The sequence below is a fragment of the Veillonella sp. genome (assembly GCF_018381775.1).
Classification (GTDB): Bacteria; Bacillota; Negativicutes; order Veillonellales; family Veillonellaceae; genus Veillonella.
Genome location: NZ_JAGZRH010000002.1, coordinates 22,566 through 40,288, shown reverse-complemented (window position 1 = coordinate 40,288; position 17,723 = coordinate 22,566). Strand labels below are relative to the sequence as shown.

The 17,723-nt window shown below is 37.5% G+C and carries 15 protein-coding genes and 1 tRNA gene; 15 read left to right on the top strand and 1 reads right to left on the bottom strand.

Annotated elements, in window-relative coordinates; genetic code table 11:
• Window positions 1-5 precede the first annotated feature (5 nt).
• The 6 genes from tyrS to KH109_RS01395 all read left to right on the top strand — a co-directional run bounded on the left by tyrS (window position 6) and on the right by KH109_RS01395 (window position 9,030).
• A complete protein-coding gene (gene tyrS, locus KH109_RS01420) occupies window positions 6-1,214 on the top strand; it encodes a tyrosine--tRNA ligase (RefSeq protein WP_295214987.1) in 1,209 nt (402 codons plus the stop codon).
• 214 nt (window positions 1,215-1,428) lie between these two features.
• Window positions 1,429-2,046, top strand: coding sequence for a CoA pyrophosphatase (locus KH109_RS01415; protein WP_295214984.1), 618 nt, complete (start codon window positions 1,429-1,431; stop codon window positions 2,044-2,046).
• Between the two features lie 2,056 nt (window positions 2,047-4,102).
• Window positions 4,103-6,484, top strand: coding sequence for a phosphoenolpyruvate synthase (gene ppsA, locus KH109_RS01410; RefSeq protein WP_295214982.1), 2,382 nt, complete (start codon window positions 4,103-4,105; stop codon window positions 6,482-6,484).
• Window positions 6,485-6,582: 98 nt separating this feature from the next.
• Entirely contained in the window at window positions 6,583-7,212 is a 630-nt protein-coding gene (locus KH109_RS01405) for a helix-turn-helix transcriptional regulator (protein WP_295214979.1), read from the top strand.
• Between the two features lie 10 nt (window positions 7,213-7,222).
• Window positions 7,223-8,044, top strand: a complete 822-nt coding sequence (locus KH109_RS01400; RefSeq protein WP_295214976.1) for a pyruvate, water dikinase regulatory protein — start codon at window positions 7,223-7,225, stop codon at window positions 8,042-8,044.
• On the top strand, window positions 8,041-9,030 hold the full coding sequence (locus KH109_RS01395; protein WP_295214974.1) for a deoxyguanosinetriphosphate triphosphohydrolase: 990 nt from the start codon (window positions 8,041-8,043) through the stop codon (window positions 9,028-9,030). Before KH109_RS01400 ends, KH109_RS01395 begins: the two co-directional genes overlap by 4 nt.
• A 105-nt stretch (window positions 9,031-9,135) precedes the next feature.
• Here KH109_RS01395 and rpmB read toward each other — a convergent pair whose 3' ends face one another.
• Window positions 9,136-9,324, bottom strand: coding sequence for a 50S ribosomal protein L28 (gene rpmB, locus KH109_RS01390; protein WP_005386334.1), 189 nt, complete (start codon window positions 9,322-9,324; stop codon window positions 9,136-9,138).
• 223 nt (window positions 9,325-9,547) lie between these two features.
• On the opposite strand from rpmB, the gene recG reads away from it, so the two are divergent.
• From recG to KH109_RS01345, 9 genes are all read left to right on the top strand, one after another.
• Window positions 9,548-11,590: an ATP-dependent DNA helicase RecG gene (gene recG, locus KH109_RS01385; RefSeq protein ID WP_295214971.1), complete on the top strand. Its 2,043-nt coding sequence runs from the start codon at window positions 9,548-9,550 to the stop codon at window positions 11,588-11,590.
• Between the two features lie 131 nt (window positions 11,591-11,721).
• A complete protein-coding gene (locus KH109_RS01380; RefSeq protein WP_060924254.1) occupies window positions 11,722-11,907 on the top strand; it encodes a 4-oxalocrotonate tautomerase in 186 nt (61 codons plus the stop codon).
• Window positions 11,908-11,982: 75 nt separating this feature from the next.
• A complete protein-coding gene (gene guaB / locus KH109_RS01375) occupies window positions 11,983-13,437 on the top strand; it encodes an IMP dehydrogenase (RefSeq protein ID WP_295214968.1) in 1,455 nt (484 codons plus the stop codon).
• Window positions 13,438-13,452: 15 nt separating this feature from the next.
• Complete coding sequence (locus KH109_RS01370) at window positions 13,453-14,175, top strand: WecB/TagA/CpsF family glycosyltransferase (RefSeq protein ID WP_295214965.1); 723 nt, start codon at window positions 13,453-13,455, stop codon at window positions 14,173-14,175.
• Window positions 14,176-14,189: 14 nt separating this feature from the next.
• Window positions 14,190-14,831: a phosphatidylserine decarboxylase family protein gene (locus tag KH109_RS01365; RefSeq protein ID WP_060924257.1), complete on the top strand. Its 642-nt coding sequence runs from the start codon at window positions 14,190-14,192 to the stop codon at window positions 14,829-14,831.
• Window positions 14,824-15,495 carry a CDP-diacylglycerol--serine O-phosphatidyltransferase gene (gene pssA / locus KH109_RS01360; protein ID WP_024066566.1) on the top strand — a complete coding sequence of 224 codons (672 nt, stop codon included), beginning with the start codon at window positions 14,824-14,826 and terminating at the stop codon, window positions 15,493-15,495. Before KH109_RS01365 ends, pssA begins: the two co-directional genes overlap by 8 nt.
• Before the next feature lie 19 nt (window positions 15,496-15,514).
• The gene (locus KH109_RS01355) at window positions 15,515-16,777 is read left to right on the top strand and encodes a glycosyltransferase family 2 protein (protein WP_105085711.1); all 1,263 of its coding nucleotides are present in this window, start codon (window positions 15,515-15,517) and stop codon (window positions 16,775-16,777) included.
• 17 nt (window positions 16,778-16,794) lie between these two features.
• Window positions 16,795-17,556 (top strand): 5'/3'-nucleotidase SurE, encoded by a 762-nt coding sequence (gene surE / locus KH109_RS01350; RefSeq protein WP_295214958.1) that lies wholly within the window; start codon window positions 16,795-16,797, stop codon window positions 17,554-17,556.
• A gap of 54 nt (window positions 17,557-17,610) precedes the next feature.
• A tRNA-Leu gene (locus KH109_RS01345) sits at window positions 17,611-17,694 on the top strand.
• The last annotated feature ends 29 nt before the right edge of the window (window positions 17,695-17,723 follow it).

Here is a 17,723-nt window from a genome sequence, read left to right as displayed (position 1 = left end):
TTATCATGGTTAGTGCTCAAGAACAAGTGCGCCAAATTAAACACGGCGTAGCAGATTTAATTAACGAACAAGATCTTGTAAAGAAAATAGAAAAATCCATTAAGGAAAATAAACCTTTAGTTGTAAAATTAGGTTTGGACCCAACAGCGCCAGATATTCATTTAGGCCATACAGTACCACTTCGTAAACTACGTTTGTTCCAAGAATTTGGTCATCAAGTAGTGATCGTTATCGGCGGTTTCACTGCTCGTATTGGTGATCCTACTGGTAAAAGTGTAACTCGTCCACCACTTACAAAAGAAGAAGTATTGAAAAATGCTGAAACCTATAAAACACAAATCTTCAAAGTGTTAGATCCTGAAAAAACTATCGTCCGCGACAATAGTGAATGGCTAGAATCTATGAACTTTGCTGATGTGCTTCGCTTGGCAAGTTCTTACACTGTAGCACGTATGATGGAACGTGATGATTTCAATAAACGTTTCAAAGAAGGTCGTGCAATCGGTGTACATGAGTTCATGTATCCATTGATGCAAGGTTATGATTCTGTAGCGTTACATGCTGATGTAGAATTTGGTGGTACAGACCAAACGTTCAACTTGTTAATGGGTCGTCATTTACAAGAATTAGAAGGTCAAGAACCACAAGTTGTTATCACAATGCCATTGCTTGAAGGCCTTGATGGTGTTCAAAAAATGAGTAAATCTTTAGGTAACTACATCGGTATCGACGAAGAACCTAAAGAAATGTATGGTAAAGCTATGTCCATTCCGGATGAATTGATGATGCGCTACTTCATGCTCGTTACAGATATGCCAATTGAAGAGCAAGAGGACATGGAAAAACGTCTTGAAAGTGGTGAATTACATCCACGTGATGCTAAAATGCAATTAGCTCGTACCATCGTTCGTTTGTACCATGGCGAAGAAGCTGCTCTCGAAGCTGAAGAAGAATTCAAGCGCGTATTCCAACAACGTGCGTTGCCTACAGATATTCCTGAATACGCTATGGATGCGCCAACTGAACCAATCTTTGTACCACAATTCTGTACAGATGCTGGTTTGACTGCGTCTAATGGTGAAGCACGTCGCTCTATTAAAGCAGGTGCTTTCAAAGTAAACGGTGAAAAATACAGCGAAGAAAATCTTACCCTTGAAGATGGCATGATCATTCAAGTCGGTAAACGCAAATTTGTAAAAATTAAATTTAACTAATATAAAACTGTGATGGGGTAGAAACCTCATCACAGTTTTTTTGTCTATTTGGGTATAAGATTTTTTATCCACTATTTTTATTAATAGTAAAGCAAAATTTGACTTACAAGTTAATGTATAATGAATATAAAAGATAAATATAAAATACAAATTTGATACATAAAAGATTTATATGTGTATCGTATAAATTTTACTATAAAGTAAGAGGGCATATATGGATAAAGAACTAAGCAACTTTTTAGAACAACGTGAACATACTGTTCTTACCGATATCGATGTTATAACTGCAGCAGTAGCAGTTCCATTATTAGAAATTAATGGGGAAGATCACGTAGTCTTTACGGTGCGTAGTAATAAGCTACGCCGTCAGCCTGGTGAAATTAGCTTTCCTGGAGGTCATTGTGAGCATAATGATAAAAGCGGTGCCCATGCTGCCATGCGTGAATGCTCTGAAGAGCTGGGTATAGATTTAGATAAAATTGAACTTCTGGGTAATTTAGACTGTTTAGTATCTGCGATAGGGGTAAAACTATATGCCGTAGCCGTACGCCTACATACAAATGATTTAAAACCAAATCCTGACGAAGTAGAAGAAGTATTTACCGTACCTTTACAATATCTGCTAAATATGGAACCTACCGTAGGTCATCTAGATATAGCTACAAGACCATTGAAAGACTTTCCATTCCATCTATTAGAAGGCTACAATATCGATTGGAAAATCAGACAAAACTACTCCGTCTATTTCTATCCCTATGAACAATACACCATATGGGGACTAACGGGGCGAGTGCTGAAAAACTTTTTAGATATATATAAGGTGGTTAAATGAAACCTGAATTTGTTCCATGTTATTAATATTTTGAGCAACTTCTATTGGTGCAAATTGTATAATAGAAAATGAAACTTTTAAATCATTATTCACTAATTTTACTCTGTTTTATTTATCTTTTGAATATGGACTTAGCTATGTCAAATAATATAGAAGGTAATAGTGGTTCAAAGCTATTAGTGATTTTCTTATGCTGCTGAATAAAATCAACTTGCTGAAGCTGGTAATATCTATAAATATAGGTAATATGAATGTTAATAAATAATTTACTAGAAACAATTTTAAGCAAATTAATTGAAATGCCAGACTATATTTTCAACTCTTTGATTATTTTATTTTTCTGTCTAGTTGGAATATTATTTCCTTGGCTTAATGATGTTGTTTATGGAACATATAAAAAATCCTATAAAGTAGAAAGAATAACTTTTCTTATTATTTTTAGTATTACATTAGCTTATATTTTCTATAATCTTATATGCGTATAATTGTAATAAAATATTTAAAACCTTTATTGGTATTATGGATATTTTCTTTATTAATCTTAATAATATATAAGGTTTATTAAAGATTTTCCCATCTGAAGATAAAACTGGACGTATTAGGCGCTATATCCGTAATCACAACCTAGATTAATCGGAAGAGTTATTTTTTATGATTAAATTTTTAGCTTTATTAATATTTAAACCTATTTCAATTGGTGCAAATAATATAATTGAAAATGGAACTATTAAATCTTTATTTACTACTTTTACTCTATTTTGGTTTATAAATAGTATATTAGTAGTCCTACATGGTGGGTATGTAAAGTATTCTAATTTTTTGTTTAGTTTATCTCTAGATAGATATATTGGATTTAACTTGTTTCCTTATATTTTTGATTTTATTAGTAGTATAGTTGTTAGTCTTTTGATTGCTTGTTTATGTTGGGCTAACTTTAATTTATGGTCAGAAGTGAGTTTTATTAAACTTTTCAAGGTGTCCTTAATAATATCCTGCTTACAGCAAATCCCTAGTATTATAAGATCGATTTTCTTGTATTTAGTAAAATTTTTATCTTTGTATAGTCCATACTGGACGAAAGTTGCATTGGACTGCTTAAAGACAATAATTAATTTATCAGAGATATATATTCTGTTCCTCTTTATTGTATTGTTATATAAACTAACAAAAGTTAATAGGTTTGCGATAACTTTATTTGCTATTGTAGTATTTATAGGTATTGCACAACTTCAGAATATAATTATTAGATTAATCTCTTAACTCCAATTTGAAAGGAATTATAATGTTACAAACCTTTATTAATCTCTTTATACGTCCGCGATCTGTTGGAATTAGCCAAGTCATTGAAAGTACAAGTTTAAAAGGTGCTTTATGTTTATATACTGTATCTTGGGTACTGCTACGACTTGTTTTGGGAGATATAGGTGTAGATGTTCTTCATATAGCACCAATTATTAATGATGTTGAGATACTTTCATATTTTAGTACTATAGTCATTTTTTGTATTGACTATATAACTATTTTACTGAGATTAATCATAGCCATTTTATTATTATGGATTTTGTATCGGTTCTGGTGTTCCGTATCCCTGAAAAAGATGATAATAATATCACTTTACTTTATGGGACTATGTTTCTTATTTGCTAGTATTAAACTTAATTTACAATCCTATTTTTTGAGCTTAGATTATCTTGATGACAGTAATTGGAGCTTTCTCATGTGGAATATTGTGGGCTTATTGGGAAATATAGTTATATTCTATACTTGCATATTGCAATTTTTAACCTTATATCGTCTGACTAACATAAACAAACTCATATTCCTAGTTACCACAGTAATAGTATTTACCTTATACTCTACATTAGAGATTACTATTAAATACTAATGCTTATAATTTAAAGGATGATTGTCTATTATTAGGCGATCATCTTTTTAGTTTCTATTCAGATAAATTAGTATATTAATGCCTATAAAAATTGACAGATTGCAAATTAAGGTATACTATTTATGTGTAAAAGGTTTAATGTGTTGCACTAATTAACTAGGAGGTTCTCACATGAATCGCGAAACAGCATACGTACTTTGGTTTGATGAATTACAACGTGAAGATGTTAATTTAGTTGGTGGTAAGTCTTCTTCTTTAGGGGAATTGACATCCTCCACTAATGTACCTGTACCTTACGGTTTTGCTACAACTGCTCATGGTTATCGTGAGTTTATGAAAGCAACAGGTTTGGAAGATAAAATCCGCGCTGAACTTGATGCGTTAGATGATGTAGAAAATTCTGCATTATTGCGTGAAGTGTGTGCTAAGATTCGCCGCATGATTTGCGAAGAAGAAATGCCTAAAGAATTGGCAGATGCTATCCGTCATGCTTATGAAGAGCTTGGTAAAAAAGTAAACGAAGAAAATCCATTCGTCGCAGTTCGTTCTAGTGCAACAGCAGAAGACTTGCCAGATGCAAGCTTCGCAGGCCAACAAGATACATATTTAAATGTACGTGGTGCCGACGTTATCATTGAGAAAGTAAAAGAATGTTATGCATCTACTTTCACAGACCGTGCAACATACTACCGTGTAAAACAAGGTTTCGATCATATGACAGTAGCATTGAGTGCTGCTGTTCAAATGATGGTATTCTCTAAAGCCGCTGGCGTAATGTTCACTGTTGACCTTGTAACAGGCAACGATAACAATATCCTTATCGAAGGTTCTTGGGGCCTTGGTGAGTATGTTGTACAAGGTACAGTTACACCAGATAATTTCCGTGTTGATAAAGCTAAAATGGAAATTACTGATCGCATGATCAATGACAAAAATATCCGCTTGGTTCGTAAAGCTGATGGTGACTGTGTTGAAGAAGTCGTACCAGCAGATGAAGCTAAACAGCAAGTTATTACAGATGCTCAAGTATTGGAACTTGCTGAATATGCTAAAGCAATCGAAAAACATTATGGTTGCTACATGGATATGGAATGGGGCGTAGATGAACGGGACGGTAGAATTTGGATTTTACAAGCTCGTCCAGAAACAGTTTGGTCCCGTAAAGAAAAACCAGAAACATCTGAAAAACCTAGCACATTAGATGCAGGTAATCGCGATATTATCGTAAAAGGTTTGCCAGCATCCCCTGGCAATGCAGCTGGTAAAGCTCATGTTATCATCAATCCTGAGGATATTGATGAGTTCAAAGAAGGGGAAATCCTTGTCACTGCTATGACTGCTCCTGACTGGGTACCAGCTATGAAAAAGGCAAAAGCAATCGTTACTGATGCAGGTGGTATGACTTGCCATGCGTCTATCGTTAGCCGTGAGCTTGGTATTCCTTGTATCGTAGGTACTAAGAGCCGTAGCCATGAAGCAACAACATCCATTAAAGATGGTCAAATGATTACTGTTGATGCCACAAATGGTATTGTATACGATGGCGTATTAGAAGATATCGTTAAAAAGCCAGAAGCACAAGCTACTGCAAGTGTTGCAACTGAATATGTTCCTGTAACAGGCACTAAGATTTACATGAATTTAGGCAACCCTGATTTAGCTGAAAAACATGGTGTATTACCATGTGATGGTATTGGTCTAATGCGTGAAGAGTTCATTTGGACTACTTTCATTCACGAACACCCATTACACCTTATCGAAACTGGTCGCAGTGACTTTGCAGTTAATACATTGGCAGAAGGTATGCGTAAAGTATGTCAAGCATTAGCTCCTCGCCAAGTAGTAGTTCGTTTGAGCGACTTCAAATCTAGTGAATACCGTGATCTCAACGGTGGCGACAAATATGAACCACATGAATCCAGTGCATTACTTGGCTGGCGTGGTGCAGCCCGTTACTATGATCCAAAATATACACCTGCTTTCAAATTAGAATTAGAAGCAATCAAAAAAGTACGTAACGAATTTGGTTTCAAAAACTTACAAGTTATGATTCCATTCTGCCGTACTGTAGAGGAAGCTGAATTAGTAACTAATTTAATGGCTCAAGAAGGTCTTGTACGCAGTAAAGATTTCAAAATCTGGCTTATGGCTGAAATTCCAGCAAATATTATCTTAGCTGATCAATTTAATAAATACGTAGATGGTTATTCCATCGGTTCTAACGATTTGACTATGCTCGTTCTAGGCTGTGACCGTGATAATGAAACAGTTCAACATATCTATGATGAACGGAATCTAGCAGTTCGTAGAGCAATTCGTCATTTAATCGAAGTGGCTCACAAAGATGGTAAAACTGTATCCATCTGTGGCCAAGCGCCAAGCGTGTATCCTGAACTTTGCGAATTCCTCGTGAAGAGTGGTATCGACTCCATTTCTGTTAACCCAGATGCGGTTGTGAACACTAAGAAAATGGTGGCTCAAATCGAACAACGAATTATGCTCGATGCTATGACTGGTCGTGGTCGTCAAGAAACTGATGACTTAACTTGGTAATCATATAGTGATATTGAAAGAGGAGGCCCGTAGGTCTCCTCTTTTTCTGAATGGTAACTTAGGATATAATACAAACAGAGATGAAAGGGGGTTACCGTGTGAAACTGTCGAAACGACAAGAACAAATTGCTCAAATCGTTCGTGAAGAAGGGCCTGTAACGGGCAGTGCTATTGCTGAACATTTAGAGGTTACTAGATCTGCATTGCGATCAGATTTATCGGTGTTAACTATGCTAGGTGTTTTAGATGCGCGTCCGAATGTAGGTTACTACTATGTGGGACTTTCAAAAGAAACACAAACGGCGGAGCGATTAAAATCATTTCTGGTAAGTGATGTATTATCTCAAGCCGTCGTAGTCAATGGGGATACAAGTTTATATGACACGATTGTTACTATATTTACTGAAGATGTAGGGACTATTCTAGTGTGTGATGATTCCTATTTAGTAGGTGTAGTATCCCGTAAGGACTTGTTGCGTGCCTCTATGGGGCAAACAGATTCGCACACAATGCCTATATCTATGATTATGACCCCTGTGAGCAAGGTTATAACTGTGGAGCCTGCCGATACATTAGTAGAGGCTGCACAGAAGATGATAGATTATGAAGTGGATTGTTTACCTGTCGTCGTTCGCGAGGATGTGGAAAACAAGAAACGCCTAAAGGTTGTAGGCCGTGTATCTAAAACGACGGTAACAAAAGTATTTTTAGAATGTAGCATACATTGAGGTTGATAGAATGGCAGAAAAAATTATTTATGCAATATCGGACTCCCTTGGGGAGACCGCAGAGGCTGTAGCAAGAGCTACGGCGAGTCAATATGATAAGGAACAAATTGAAATTGTTCGTATTCCTTATATTGATAGTGAAAGCCAAATTGATGAAATTATAGCAGATGCAAAACGTGGTAATCATGTTATTTGTCATACCATCGTATCTGAGTCTTTGCGCAAATATCTTCATGAAAAAGTAGCAGAATACAATATTCCTGCTGTAGATATTATGGGCCCAGTTCTCGATGCAGTAGGTACTGTAGCAACTACAAAACCTCGTATGACAGCTGGCATGGTTCATAAGCTTGACCAAGAATATTTTAAAAAGGTTGAAGCTATTGAATTTGCCGTAAAATATGATGATGGTAAAAACCCATCTGGCTTTGAAAAGGCCGATGTAGTTATTATTGGTGTATCTAGAACAAGTAAGACGCCATTATCTATGTTCTTGGCATACAAAAAGATTAAAGCTGCTAACTTGCCATTGGTGCCAGAGGTACCATTGCCAGAAGAATTATTTAAAATTCCAGCAAAGAAAATAGTAGGCCTTATTATCGACCCATTTAAGTTAAATAATATTCGTAGTGAACGTTTGCGTGCTATCGGTCTTGAAGACGAAGCAAATTATGCTTCTATTGAGCGTATTCAATCTGAATTAGAATATGCAAAAGCTATTATGCGTCGTTTACATTGCCAAGTGCTAGATGTTTCTAATAAATCTATTGAAGAAACAGCATCTCTAGTTATGCAATTGATCGATAAAAACCGTGCATCGGAGGGTAAATGAATATACGGGAACAAATAGAGGAGAGGGAGGCATTACTCCTCTCTCCTTATGCTGCAAAAAGCCGCGATGCCATCCGTGATTTAGAGGAAGCACCCGATCCACTTAGAACTGCTTTTCAACGTGATCGGGACCGCATTATTCACAGTAAATGTTTTAGACGGTTAAAGCATAAGACACAAGTTTATATTGCGCCAGGTGACCATTATCGTACGCGTATGACCCATACCCTTGAGGTAGGACAAATAGGTCGTACAGTGGCTCGTGCGTTGCGACTAAATGAAGATTTAGTAGAAGCTATCGCTATGGGTCATGATGTGGGACATACCCCATTTGGTCACGTCGGTGAATATGCGTTGCGTGATATGGTTGGTCACTTTAATCATAATGAACAAAGCTTGCGTATGGTTGAGGTTTTAGAAAAGCATGGCGACCATCAAGGTCTTAATTTAACCACTGCTGTACGTGATGGCATCGTAGGTCATACAGGGGCCCATATCCCGATCACTTTGGAAGGTCAAATTATTCGTATTGTAGACCGCATTGCCTATTTGTGTCATGATTTTGATGATGCACAGCGCGCTGGTATGTTGACGGCTGAGGAGTTACCTTTTGAAGTGCGTGAACACTTTGGAATGACTCCTTCTAGTATGATTACCGCTATGGTTGAAGATATGGTGCGAGAGTCTTTAGATAAACCTGTTATTTCTATGTCTAGTGATATAGAGATGACCATGAATCTATTCCGTCAATTTATGTTTAAAAATGTTTATTTGGCGCCAGCTTTAATTCCAGATCGAAATAAGGCATCTCATGTGGTGAAAAACTTATTTACTCACTTTATGGAGCATCCTGACGATATGGAGGGCTGTGAAAGTACAAGAGAGTTTTATTCTACCCGTGATGTGGTGGATTATGTAGCAGGCTTAACAGATCAATATGCTATTAAGCTATTTAAACAGTATTACATTCCAAATATTACCTTGTAACTTTTAGTAATAGGTACATCGGTAACAAAAAAAGCAGTTAGTTCGAATGAACTAACTGCTTTTTTTGGGGCTCTAGAACCCCAAAGAGTACATGTACTTTTTATTTTACGCGCGTGTAATTTTATTAGAACGAAGGCAGCGAGTGCATACGTTTACTTTTTTAGTAGCACCGTCTACAACCGCCCGTACTCTTTGAATGTTCGGTTTCCAAGTTTTTCTTGTGCGAATGTGAGAGTGACTCACGTTCATACCGCTAGATGTGGATTTGCCACATACTTCGCAAAGGTTTGCCATAGTTTCCACCTCCAAGCTTAATCTATAACATAACAAAAGTATATTATCATAAAGAGTAGCGTAAAGCAAGTGTTTTTATCGTACATATTGCTCTTTTTATGAAATATACTACAATATAAGGTATACTATATATCATATTCTATGATATGAGTGGGCTTTTACACAAGGATATACAGAAATTGGATATATCTCATGTGTTTATCGTATATTTAAAGGAGTTTCTATGGATGAACGGTTGACGACCATAAAGGGGATAGGTCCTGGTCGAGAGAAACAATTACATAAGTTGGGAATTACCAATATAACATCCTTGTTAACGTATTTCCCAAGAACCTATGAAGACCGCCGTACGATTTATAGAATTGGTGATTTAAAATCTGGCATGACTGGTGGCGTAGTTGGGAATGTTATTGCTGTACAAGAAAAACGACCTCGTCCCCGATTGTCTATTTTAGAAGTAGTCATTGCAGATGGTACAGGTCCTTTAAAGATTGTGCTATTTAACCAAGGGTATAAGAAGAACTTTTATAAAAAAGGACAGCGTCTATATGCATATGGTAAAGCAGAGTTCCAATATGGCTCTATGCAAATGAATACACCCCAAATAGAAAATTTGGGAGAAGGTGTAGAGCCTGATCGTGGTATCGTGCCTATTTATGCCCTTGCAGATGGAGTATCTCAGTTTGTGGTGCGCTCATCGGTACGTAATTGGTTCGGTGCAAATCATGAGTTGCCAGAGATTTTGCCTGCTGAAGTTCGTGAAGCACATCAATATATGAGTCGTTATGATGCATTTAAAATGATGCATTTCCCAGAGTCTTCAGCGCGATATGAAGAGGCGCGTCATCAACTAGCTTATGAGGAGTTATTTGTCATGCAATCTGGATTGGCATTGTTACGAAATAAAGAACAATGTCATAAAGGTCCGAAAATGGGACCTAATGGAAAGTTAATGGCTAAATGTATCGAAAATCTACCATTCTCTTTGACGGGTGATCAACAACGTGCATTAGAGGATATTCGTATCGATATGGAAGATGAACGCCCTATGCAACGGTTGTTACAAGGTGATGTAGGCTCTGGTAAAACTGTCGTAGCTACGTTGAGTTTGTTAAAAGCCATTGAGAATGGATACCAAGGGGCGTTAATGGCTCCAACGGAGATTTTGGCGGCACAACATTACGAAGGTATAACAGAGGTGTGCGGTAACTTAGGTATTACCATAGAGCTATTAACGGGTTCTACTACAAAAAAAGAAAAAGAACGAATCTATGAAGGGTTAGCTGATGGATCCATTCATATGATTATTGGCACCCATGCTCTTATTCAAGAAGGTGTTAACTTCCACAACTTAGGACTCGTTATTATTGACGAACAACATCGCTTTGGTGTAGAGCAACGGGCTCGGTTGCAACAGAAGGGTACATATCCTCACGTACTTATTATGACGGCGACCCCGATTCCTCGAACCATGACATTATCTGTATATGGTGATTTGGCCGTATCCTTGATCAAAGAAATGCCACCGGGACGCAAACCTGTCAAAACCTATGCTGTAGATAGTTCGTATAAGGAACGATTAAGAACATTCTTTGGCAAGGAGATGGCAGAAGGTCGTCAAGTTTATGTAGTATGCCCACTTGTTGAAGAATCTGAAAAGTTAGATTTACAAGCTGCTGAGGAATTGTATCTGGAGTTAAAAGAGTACTTTTACAAGGCTTATGAAGTTGGTCTTGTACACGGGCGCATGAAACCAAGTGAAAAGGATGAAGTGATGAATGCCTTTCATAAGGGTGAGATTTCACTACTCGTTTCTACAACCGTTATCGAAGTTGGTGTTAATGTGCCTAATGCGACCATTATGTGCATTGAAGGGGCAGAACGTTTTGGCCTATCTCAATTGCATCAGTTACGTGGCCGTGTAGGTCGTGGATCTCATCAATCCTATTGTATTCTTGTAAGTGACTCAAAAAATGATGTGAGCCAAGAGCGTTTAAAATTGATGGAGCAAACACAGGATGGTTTTGAACTAGCCGAACAAGACTTATTGTTGCGTGGGTCCGGTCAATTATTTGGCTTAGCTCAATCGGGATTACCTGATTTACGGGTTGCCAATATTATTAAAGATATTGAAATATTGGTACAGGCTCGCAAGGATGTATTAGATTTTGCAAATAATTATGGAATGGAAAAACTTGAATCTGTAATGAAAGAAGAATTAGAAAAAAGATTTGGTGAAAAATTTCTTAGAATATTGTATAATTAAGAGGTAGGAATAATAAGTACATAAGTAGCGATAATATTAGATTTTATCTGGGTTTTTCCCTTGTGTATCTGTTCCTCATACCGTATAATAGAACAAACAAATTTATTTCATTTTCATCTATGGAGGTCAATATGCCACTTATTCATGTAGAGCTCGTTGAAGGGCGCACAAAAGAACAAAAAAAACAATTAGGTGAAGCTATCACTAAAGCTGCGGTTGATATCGTTAATGTACCTGCTGACGCAGTAAAGATTATCTTCGTAGATATGAAAAAAGATGATTATATGGAAGGCGGCATTTTGCGGTCTGAACGCTAAGCTACGACTGACCGCCTAGTCCAGATGGACTAGGCGGGTCGTAGTTTTGTTTTATTATACGGAAAGGAATTAAATATGAGAGACGATAAATTCGGTATGCGTGGACTAACTTTTGATGATGTTTTGTTAGTACCAGCGGCTTCTGATGTACTACCACATCAAGTAGAGTTAAAAACTCAACTAACTCGTGACATTACATTGAATATCCCTATGATTAGTTCTGGGATGGATACAGTTACTGAATCCCGTATGGCTATTGCTATGGCTCGTGAAGGTGGCCTTGGTGTTATCCATAAAAATATGTCTATTGAAGAACAAGCCCATGAAGTTGATAAGGTAAAACGCTCTGAACATGGTGTTATCGTCGATCCTATTTTCTTAAGCCCTCAAAATTTACTATCTGATGCAGCAGAAATTATGGAAAAATATAAAATTTCTGGTGTACCTATCACAGAACATGGTAAACTAGTAGGGATCATTACAAATCGCGATATGCGTTTTGAAACTGATTTAACTCGCCAAATCGGAGACTGCATGACAAAGGATTCCCTTGTTACTGCACCAGAAGGTACATCTCTTGAAGAGGCGAAAGCAATTTTAAGTAAACATCGCATTGAAAAATTACCTCTTGTAGATGATGATGGAAACTTAAAAGGATTAATTACTATAAAAGATATTGAAAAAGCGACAAAATATCCAAATTCAGCTAAAGATAGTAGTGGCCGCCTATTAGTTGGTGCTGCTGTTGGTGTGTCTAAAGATTTATATGATCGTCTTGATGCACTTGTATCTGCAAAGGCTGATGTAATTATTGTAGATACAGCACATGGGCATTCTGCAGGTGTACTACGTACATTGAAAGAAATTAAACAAGCCTATCCACATATTCCTGTTATTGCAGGTAATGTTGCTACTGCAGCTGGTACAGAGGCTCTTATTGAAGCTGGTGCTGATGCTGTTAAGGTTGGTATTGGACCTGGTTCTATTTGTACAACTCGCGTTATTGCAGGTATTGGAGTACCTCAAATTACTGCTGTTTACGAGTCTGCTCAAGTAGGTCGTCGCTATGGCATTCCTATCATCGCTGATGGGGGTATTAAATATTCTGGCGATATTGCTAAGGCTATTGCTGCTGGTGCTAATGTAGTCATGATGGGGAATATTTTAGCCGGTACTGATGAAAGTCCAGGAGAAACAGTGATTTACCAAGGTCGTTCTTATAAAGTATACCGTGGCATGGGTAGTCTAGGTGCTATGAAACTTGGTAGTAAAGATCGATATTTCCAAACAGAAGCTAAGAAATTAGTTCCTGAAGGTATTGAAGGTCGTGTGCCTTATAAAGGTATGTTGGCTGATACAATTTTCCAAATGGTTGGTGGTTTGCGTGCAAGTATGGGGTATTGCGGATGTCATAACATCCAAGAAATGATTGAAAATACTCAATTCATTCAAATTACAGCGGCTGGTTTAAAAGAAAGTCATCCGCATGATGTAAGCATTACCGTTGAAGCACCAAATTATAGTGGTTGATAATGGAGTATTACATTGAATAAACGTATTTCTGTTTTATCTGTGCCTATCGATTGTGTAACAATGGATGAGGCTGTCCAACGTATTTTACAATTAACTGACGAGCCGGGACTACATTTAGTAGCCACGGCTAATGCAGAAATGGTTATGTTGGCAAATGAAAATCCTACATTGCACACCATATTGAATAATGCTAGTCTCGTCGTTCCTGACGGGGCTGGCATTTTGTGGGCTGCAGAGCGTCAAGGTGAACATGTTCCTGAACGCGTAACTGGTGTAGACGTAACTAAACGATTATTTAAAGTTGCGGCTGAACGGCAAATTCCTGTATACTGCTTAGGGGCAGCTCCTGGTGTTGCTCAACGAGCAATTGATAATTTATCTGCCCAAGTTGGACCGTTAAATATAGCAGGGATTCATGATGGATTCTTCGATAGCACAGAGGAACAAGAAATCGTTAAAGCTATTGGGGAGTCTAAGGCAAAATTAGTCTTTGTTGCCTTAGGCGTACCAAAGCAAGAACAATGGATTTCAGAAAAATTGAGTCACTTGGATGGCATTGTTGCTATCGGCATAGGTGGTTCCTTTGATGTCTTGGCAGGTAATATTCCTCGGGCTCCAGAATGGATGCAACGCAATCGTCTCGAATGGTTGTATCGATTATATTTAGAACCTCAACGGATTGGCCGCATGTTGGCTATTCCGAAGTTTATGTGGACCGTTATTAGAAATAAATAGAGGAGTGTTGAATCGTGCCTACAGGACCAATAATTAAGGAAGGGTTTCCACTGATAGGGGCTATGCTCATTATCGCGGTGGTATTAGGATTTTTAGGACATTATGTAATTGCGATTATTTCATTTATTCTGGCATTATTTTTCGTCAATTTCTTTAGAAATCCTAAACGTGTAATCCCTCAAGATCCAGATTTAATTTTATCTCCAGCGGATGGTAAAATTATGGATATTTCTGATGTATACGAAGATATTTACTTACATAAAGAGTGTAAAAAAGTAACTATTTTCCTATCTGTTTTTGACGTACATGCTAATCGTGCGCCTATTGATGGTAAAATTACATACCGTCACTACACAATGGGCAGTTTCTTGCCTGCTTTTAAAGATAGTGTAGGTTTTGAAAATGAACGTCATACTATTTGTATTGAAAATGATCGCACTTCCGTATTGGTAACACAAATTGCAGGCCTTTTAGCGCGTCGTATCGTATCTTGGACAGACCTTGATAGCGTGCTTGAACGCGGCCAATTGTACGGGATGATTAAATTCGGTTCTTGTACTGAAATCTACATGGATAAGGATGTAGAGTTGTTCGTGGAAAAAGGTCAACATATTACAGGTGGAGACACTGTTATCGGGAGGTTACGTCATGAATAAATCTATTATTCCAAATTTGTTTACCAGTGCTAATTTAGCTTTTGGTGTTCTAGGTATCACATTCTCTGCCACAGGGAATACCTTCTATGCTGCTATCTGCGTACTATTGTCCTTAGTTGCTGATGGTTTAGATGGTCGTGTAGCAAGAGCTTTAGGTGTGGCAGGACCTATGGGTCGTGAATTAGACTCTTTATCAGATGTTGTAGGCTTTGGTGTAGCACCAGCTTATATGTTATATATGAAAGAGCTTTATGGTTTGGGATGGATTGCCTATGTACCATTATTAGTATTTGCTGTATTGGGCGCATTCCGTCTTGCTCGCTTTAACATTAAAACCGAAGAAGTTCATGGTTACTTTGAAGGATTGCCAATTCCGGCTGCAGGTTGCTTGGCAGCTACCTACGTATTGAGTGGTGTAGAGGTTCCTCAATTTGTATTAGTAGTTTGCATGATTGGTGTAGGCTTCTTAATGGTTAGTGAAGTAAAATACCCAGACTTCAAAGGTAAAACTGCAATCTATATTAATAAACTTTCCATTGTACTAACTGCTATTTTTGTCATAGCTTGTCTCGTATATGATTGGCATACATGGGCAGTAATGATCTTTGCTGGTTATGTAGTATTTGGCCTTGTTAATGGGGCGTTAAATATAGTGCGTAAATAAGTGTGTGGAGGATAATAGTATGAATTACCTACTGGATCTGATATTGATCCCTATGCAGGTAATAATCGTAATTTATACGGTTTATTATTTTGTGCTCGCCGTAATTGGTATGTGGCGGTCTCGAGTACATAAAAACTATACCCCTAAAAATTCCTTTGCTATCGTTGTGTGTGCTCATAATGAGGAAGCCGTAGTTGGTGAGTTAGTAAAAAACTTACGTAGTTTGGACTATCCTGATGAGTTGTACGATATCTTTGTTGTTGCCGATAACTGTACAGATAAGACTGCTGAGGTAGCAAGTGCCGCTGGTGCCAATGTACATGAACGATTCAATAAAGAAGAAGTAGGCAAAGGCTATGCCATGGGGTGGATGTTTGATCGTGTGGAAAAAATGGATCGGAAATATGATGCCTTTCTTATCTTTGATGCCGATAATTTAGTACATCCTCAATTTATGTTAGAAATGAATGATCATCTTGAAAAAGGTGAGTCTGTAATTCAAGGTTATTTGAACTCTAAAAACCCAACAGACTCTTGGGTTGCGGGTACATTTTCCATCATGTTTTGGATGGTTAATCATATGTGGCATTTAGCAAAATACCGCATTGGCTTGTCCACAGCACTAGGTGGTACTGGTATGTGTATACGCACATCTATCATCCGTGAATATGGCTGGGATTGTAATAGCTTGACTGAGGATATGGAATTCTCTATGAAGCTATTAACACATGGTCTTAAAACTACTTGGGCTCACGATGCCATTGTGTATGATGAAAAAGTTACGACTATGATGGCTTCTTGTAAACAACGTTTACGTTGGGCACAAGGTCAATTTGACTGTGCGGATCGATATATTCCTAAATTATTTGCCGCAGGTATTAAACAAGGAAATATCGTTATCCTAGATGGCATTTTACAAGTTAGTCAGCCTTATTTCTTGTTGTTGACAACTATATATTTAGTATTTTCATATATCAATGCATATGTGCCTATTTATACAAATATTTTATATCAAATTATGCCGATGTCTGTATGGCAAATTATCGGTATTGGTCAATATTTGTTCCCACTTATTGTGTTGTTAAAAATTAAAGTTCCACCTAAAATTTGGTTCTACTATTTGTTATATCCAATTTTTGTATACTCTTGGGTTCCTGTAAATATTTTAGGTTGGTTCCGTCGTCATAATAAGGAATGGTCTCATACAGTTCATACGCGAGCTGTTGGTTTGAATGACGTGAAATTAACACGTATGGGCAATATGAATAAGAATAAAAAATAGAATCTGTAGGAGTGACTATGCATATTTTAATGTGTAATGATGATGGTATTTTAGCAGATGGTTTACGCCGTCTTGCATCGTACTTAAGTCAATATTATCGAGTTACCGTTGTAGCACCTGCAAATGAGCAAAGTGCTAAATCCCATGCATTGACGACTGAGATTCCTTTAAAATTAGACGCGTACAATGGCGAGGATGAAAATCCTCGCCTTTATGCTCTAACGGGAACTCCTTCTGATTGCATGAAGTTTGGCCTTAGTTATTTATTGAGTGATGATATGCCTGATCTTGTGATTTCAGGTATTAACCATGGCTTTAATCTGGGCTCAGATGTGCTATATTCTGGTACTGTATCTGCTGCTATGGAAAGTTGTTTTTATGGCATTCCAGGGTTAGCATTATCTGTGGAACGATATTCTCCTGAACGAGGGGATGAAATGCATCCCTTTATCCATGAATTGATAGAAAAAATTTATGTGAAAGGGAATTTTGATGGCCTATTAAATGTGAACTTTCCGTTACGTGGCGTATGTGATTGGGATCATTTTAAAATGGTTAGCCAAGGTTTACAAACTTATAGCAATATTATTGATGCTCGCATTAACTCAAGAGGGCAGGATTACTATTGGTTGGCAGGCGAGCTAGATTATGGTGCTGAAAGTGTTCCTACTGATGTGGAATATGCTCGTAAAGGCTATATAACAGGTGTAGCTCTTACGTGGAAGCAACAATGTGACATCGGTATGGAGACGGTTCAAAATATTTTAGATAAAATATAAAAAATGTGTTGACATTGTTTTGGGATATCTGTATAATAACAAATGTTCCGAGACGCCGGAGTGGCGGAATGGCAGACGCACTTGACTCAAAATCAAGCGGGTAACACCGTGTGGGTTCAAGTCCCACCTCCGGCACCAACTTTAGGCGGTAAGACTTTTGTCTTACC